This window comes from Mucilaginibacter sp. P5_A4, assembly GCF_056400605.1.
Genome location: NZ_JBFUKX010000106.1, coordinates 1 through 3942 on the forward strand (window position 1 = coordinate 1; position 3942 = coordinate 3942).

The 3942-nt window shown below is 39.4% G+C and carries 4 protein-coding genes; 2 read left to right on the top strand and 2 right to left on the bottom strand.

Translation table 11 applies throughout. The annotated features are described in order from the left end of the window. Positions 1–178 precede the first annotated feature (178 nt). Together AC1DQW_RS27255 and AC1DQW_RS27260 are read left to right on the top strand one after the other, a co-directional pair. On the top strand, positions 179–589 hold the full coding sequence (locus AC1DQW_RS27255; RefSeq protein WP_477456942.1) for a putative toxin-antitoxin system toxin component, PIN family: 411 nt from the start codon (positions 179–181) through the stop codon (positions 587–589). A gap of 116 nt (positions 590–705) precedes the next feature. Further along, a complete protein-coding gene (locus AC1DQW_RS27260; protein ID WP_477456943.1) occupies positions 706–1506 on the top strand; it encodes a GNAT family N-acetyltransferase in 801 nt (266 codons plus the stop codon). Between the two features lie 92 nt (positions 1507–1598). Here AC1DQW_RS27260 and AC1DQW_RS27265 read toward each other — a convergent pair whose 3' ends face one another. Both AC1DQW_RS27265 and AC1DQW_RS27270 read right to left on the bottom strand, forming a co-directional pair. After that, positions 1599–2432, bottom strand: a complete 834-nt coding sequence (locus tag AC1DQW_RS27265) for an energy transducer TonB (RefSeq protein WP_477456944.1) — start codon at positions 2430–2432, stop codon at positions 1599–1601. A gap of 281 nt (positions 2433–2713) precedes the next feature. Further along, entirely contained in the window at positions 2714–3562 is an 849-nt protein-coding gene (locus AC1DQW_RS27270) for an energy transducer TonB (protein WP_477456945.1), read from the bottom strand. Between the last annotated feature and the right edge of the window lie 380 nt (positions 3563–3942).

Here is a 3942-nt window from a genome sequence, read left to right on the forward strand (position 1 = left end):
GCTCAAGCTATTTCAATATAACCTTCCTGAAAAGCAATTGGCTGAAATTAAAAATATGCTTGCAAAATATTTTGCTAAGTCGGCCACCGAGGAAATGGATAAATTATGGGAAGAAAACGCCTGGACAGCTGAAACTATGAAACAATGGACTAACGAGCATTTAAGAAAGCAATAGCTAATGATTGTTGTATTAGATACTAATGTCCTTTTGGTATCCATTCCCCAAAAATCACCTTACAGACTAATTCTTGATGCCCTGATCGGAGCAAGGTTCAACCTTGTATTAAGTAATGATATTCTATCAGAGTATATTGAGATCATAGAACGCAAAGCCAATACCTTTGTAGCCAATAACATTGCAGAAATGTTATTGAACCTGGATAACCTCCATAAAGTGGAAGTTTATTTTGAGTGGAAGTTAATTGACCAGGATCCTGATGATAACAAATATGTCGACGCAGCTATTGTTGGCGGGGCTGATTTTATCGTAACCAATGATGCGCATTTTCAAAAGTTAAAATCCGTCGACTTTCCTAAGGTTAATGTAATTACAATTGATGAGTTCCTTAATTTGCTATTGAAAAAGTAATTTGAACTCCGTGACCTACTCTTGCGCGAAAATGTTCCATATTAAATTTCATGGGCAGTGTCAACGCCCCTTATACAGAGATAGCTTTGTAAATATTGCTGCTTTTTAACAGGAAGATGGAAGTACAAACCCTAAATTTTAACGACGTAAACCTGCTTCATGACTTACAACCAGATGGGTGGCCGGATATCACGCCCAACTTCTGCTTTTACACGGCATCACCTTTCTGCTTCCCTATAAAAATTATTATCGATGGTAAAATTGCCGGCATTGGTGCAGCAATTATTCATCATGAAATAGCCTGGCTCGGCCATATAATTGTCCACGCGGAACAAAGAGGTAAAGGAATTGGCAACTATATTACCGAAACCCTGGTTGATATTGCAAAACAACATAATTGCCAAACTATTAATTTAATTGCAACTGATCTTGGAGCGCCCGTTTACGAAAAAGCAGGCTTTATCACAGAAGCCGAATACCTGTTTTTCAAAGACATTGATTTAGGAAAACAACCCTTATTTTCATCCCATATTAAACCATACGAAAAGGCATTAAGAGAACAAATTGCCGAAACAGACCGCTTAACTTCACAGGAAGAGAGAATGTTTTTCTTTGAAGAACACCTTACAAGCGGATTGGTGTATTGCAGCGATAATATTGTTGAGGGTTTTTATTTACCCACCCTTGGCGAAGGTTTGATAATTGCGAACACCGCACAGGCAGGAATTGAACTCCTGAAATTACATCTTAATACCAACGATAAAGTTGCATTCCCAAAAGACAATTTACACGCTGCTACATTTTTGCGTGAAAAAGGGTTTAAAGAATTCCGCACCGCCAAACGAATGCGGTTAGGTAAAAGCAGTAACGTAATGCTATCAAATATCTATAACAGAATAGCAGGGAATATTGGTTAAGGTAAAATAAAAAGCCCCGCATAAAGCAGGGCTAAAACCACATCACTTATCTACCATCATCACACACAAGCCCCGTAACCCGAAACCTGTGCCTAATTACTATCAGCTAACTGGAAATTCATCGGTATTACATATTTAACGCGCACGGGCTGCCCGTTTTGCATCCCCGGTTTCCAGGCCTTGGCCAGCTTTAATACACGTGTAGCCTCTTCATCAAACCCATATCCTGCACCACGCTCAACCTTAATATTTGATAACTGACCATCCTTTTCGATAACAAAACTCATAAATACCTTCCCGGACACATTTTGCTCCTGTGCTATGGCCGGGAACCTCAGGTTTTTTTGTAAAAACTTGCTCCAGGCAGCTGCGCCCCCTATAGGCTCGGGCATAACTTCAAGTGTGCCACTATTTGCATCCCGAATTACATTATCTACAGGCGCGGGGCCGTTTCCACCAGTGCCTGTTTCAGGTTTAATAACATTGTCGCCGCCGGCCGGGCCTTTCACATTTTCGGGACCGATAGCTCCTTCTATTTTGGCAATTATAGGTGGGTCAACGGGCGGATTATTCGGTACGATAACAGGTGTAGTGTACTTTGTAGTTTGAACAGGGGTTGCCGGTTTTACGGGCTCAACAGATTTTGGGGGATCAACTTTTTTAGGCGCTGCTTTTACCGGGGGTTCAATCAATCTTGGTATAGGTATGTCGTTAATAATCCTTAAGCCAACAGGGTCAGGCTTATGTTTAAAAACAAAACTTACCGCTATTAAAACAGCAAGCCCTGCAAAGGTTAGGCCCATGGCTTTCGTCATTGTACTACCATATTGCCGTCTTAATTCGTAAGCACCATATTCTTTGTTACGATGGTCAAATACAAGGTCGAGCCACTCGGCATTGTACAAATTAAATTTCTCGATAAGCATAGTTTTAAAAATTAAATTTCTTCTTTAACGAATATACATACATTATATTTTATAAAATTTAAAATATAGCACTTTTTTATAAAAATAAATTTCATCAGAATTTCATCTTACAAGGTGAGTTTATAGCTTCCGTTTCTTCAGCATAGCGCTAAAAAGCCCGAAAAAATGGGCTTAACCTTTAACAAAAAGCCCCGCATAATGCAGGGCTAAAAAACTACTACTCATTAAACACTACTTTGTATCTTTACCTTTGCTCTTTCCATTCTTGCTCCTTTATATTACTAATTACTCTGATCCGCTAACTGGAATTTAATAGGTATTACATATTTAACACGTACCGGCAGACCGTTTTGCATGCCAGCTTTCCATGGTTTGGCCAGCTTTAGTACACGCAGCGCTTCTTCATCAAACCCAAAACCTGCACCACGCTCAACCGCTATGCTCGATAAGTGGCCATCTTTTTCCACAACAAAACTCATAATCACCCTACCGGATACACCCTGCTCCGATGCTGCAACCGGATATCTTAAGTTTTTCTGTAAAAACCCGCTCCATGCCGATACGCCGCCAACAGGTTCGGGCATAACTTCCAGGGCACTAAAATCATGTATGGTGTTATCCACCACAGGAACAACCACCGGTACAGTACCGGTACCTCCCTTGGTTCCTGTATTATCAAGCACATTATCAACATTTCCACTACCCGGAACCTTAATATCTACATTGCCTATAGCACCTTCAATTTTGCTGATTACTGGCGGCTCAACAGTTGGTCCTTTACTAACAATCACCGGGGTAACAAACCTTGTTGTTGTCACTCGCGGCATTGGTTTAGCCGGAGTTGGGGCAGCAGGTTTTGGTGGTTCGGGCGGTTTTACGGGTGCAACTGGTTCAACAAGCTGCGGCGAAAGATCCACCATTGTTATTTTGACCATTTCGGGTGGTTTGGGTTTAAAAATCAGACTAAGTGCTACAAACACAGCAACACCAGCCATAGTTATGCCCAGTGCTTTTGCCAAAGTACGCTTATAATGCTCCCTTAATTCGTAAGCACCGTACGCTTTGTTACGGTGGTTAAATATAAAATCGAGCCACTCGACGTTATACAAATCAAATTTGGCCGAATGCATTTTATTAAGAATTAAATATTACCATATAACGATTTTACATGTATAATATTTTATAAAAACCAAAATACTCCATCAATGAGCAGATAGATCCGATAAAAAAACTTACCTTTTACAAAAATCGAACACCCTGACATTTTATCAAATAAAATGCCCTTAAATTTAATTTTTAATAAGAGTTTTATTTAAATAGTAAACTTTAAAAACAAAATATGTACATATTTCCCATCTAAATGCACAAAAAGTTAAAATATTCATAAAAAAGACATGATTATTTTATTTTTTTACTACATTTAAATATGGTTAACAGGCTTTATCATTTTACTGCCTTATTTTTTCTGCTCTTTTCGGGGTTTTCGGCCTCGGCAAGGGGTGGATTATAC